This is a genomic window from Nocardia pseudovaccinii NBRC 100343 (assembly GCF_001613225.1).
Classification (GTDB): domain Bacteria; phylum Actinomycetota; class Actinomycetes; order Mycobacteriales; family Mycobacteriaceae; genus Nocardia; species Nocardia pseudovaccinii.
On the sequence record NZ_BDBY01000483.1, the window covers coordinates 1 to 895 of the forward strand.

1 protein-coding gene is annotated in these 895 nt (G+C 66.3%); it reads left to right on the forward strand.

Annotated features, from left to right (window positions below; all coding sequences use genetic code 11):
* Positions 1 to 60: 60 nt before the first annotated feature.
* On the forward strand, positions 61 to 895 hold an 835-nt coding region (locus NP3_RS46035), incomplete at its 3' end, for a DUF4226 domain-containing protein (RefSeq protein ID WP_157125028.1).

Genomic DNA, 895 nt, shown 5'->3' on the forward strand with positions numbered 1-895 from the left:
GGCCAGGCTGGTGCGGGTAAGGGTGTGGTGCCTCCGGCTGTGGGGGGTGGTGCGCCGGGTGTGGCTGGGCCTGCTCAGGCGGGTGCGCCCGCTCAGGGGGCTCCCGCGCCGGGTGCTGCTGGGCAGGGTGCGCCTGCTCCGGCGGGTGCGGTGGCGCCGAATACGGCTCGGACCACTGATGATTCAGCGGCCGGGGATCACGCGGGTGGGTTGCTGGATCCGGAGACGCTGACCGCGTTGGCGCCGACGGCGATGATGGCCGGGGCGATGATGCTGCCGATGATCGCCTCCGCGCTGGCCGGACTCGGCGGCGGAGGCGGATCCGGTTCGGGTAGTGGAGGTTCGGGCGAGAGCGGGGCAAGCGGTGGACTCACCCCCGAAGCGCAGAAGGCCATCGACGTGCTCAAACAATTGAAAGACGTCTACGGCACCAAAGACGCCGACGACTCCGAAACCCCCACCGGCGGAAAACAACTCGGCACCACCACGACCAGTGGTACCGGATCCGGGACGACCGCGACCAAACTCAAAGCCCACCAGCTGTATCAACGCAACGCCGCCACCGCGTTCAACAACCTCGACAACGAACTGCTCAACTACATGCGCTCCATGGCGGGCAACCACAAGGTCGACAGGAAAGCCGTCATCGAGCTCATCCGCGACGTGGACACCCAACTCGCCGAAATCGGGTCCGCCGCCTACACCAAAGCCGGACAACAAAAAGTCCACCAAATCCTCACCAACGCCCTCGCCAAAGCCGCCAAAATCGTCTCCGGCGGTAACGCCACCGCCACCGGCGCCGCCGCCGAAATCAACCGCCTCACCAACCAATACATCTACAACCTCGCCGGACGGGAATACAAAGCAGCGAGCGGCAGCAGCGGCGCAACCACGG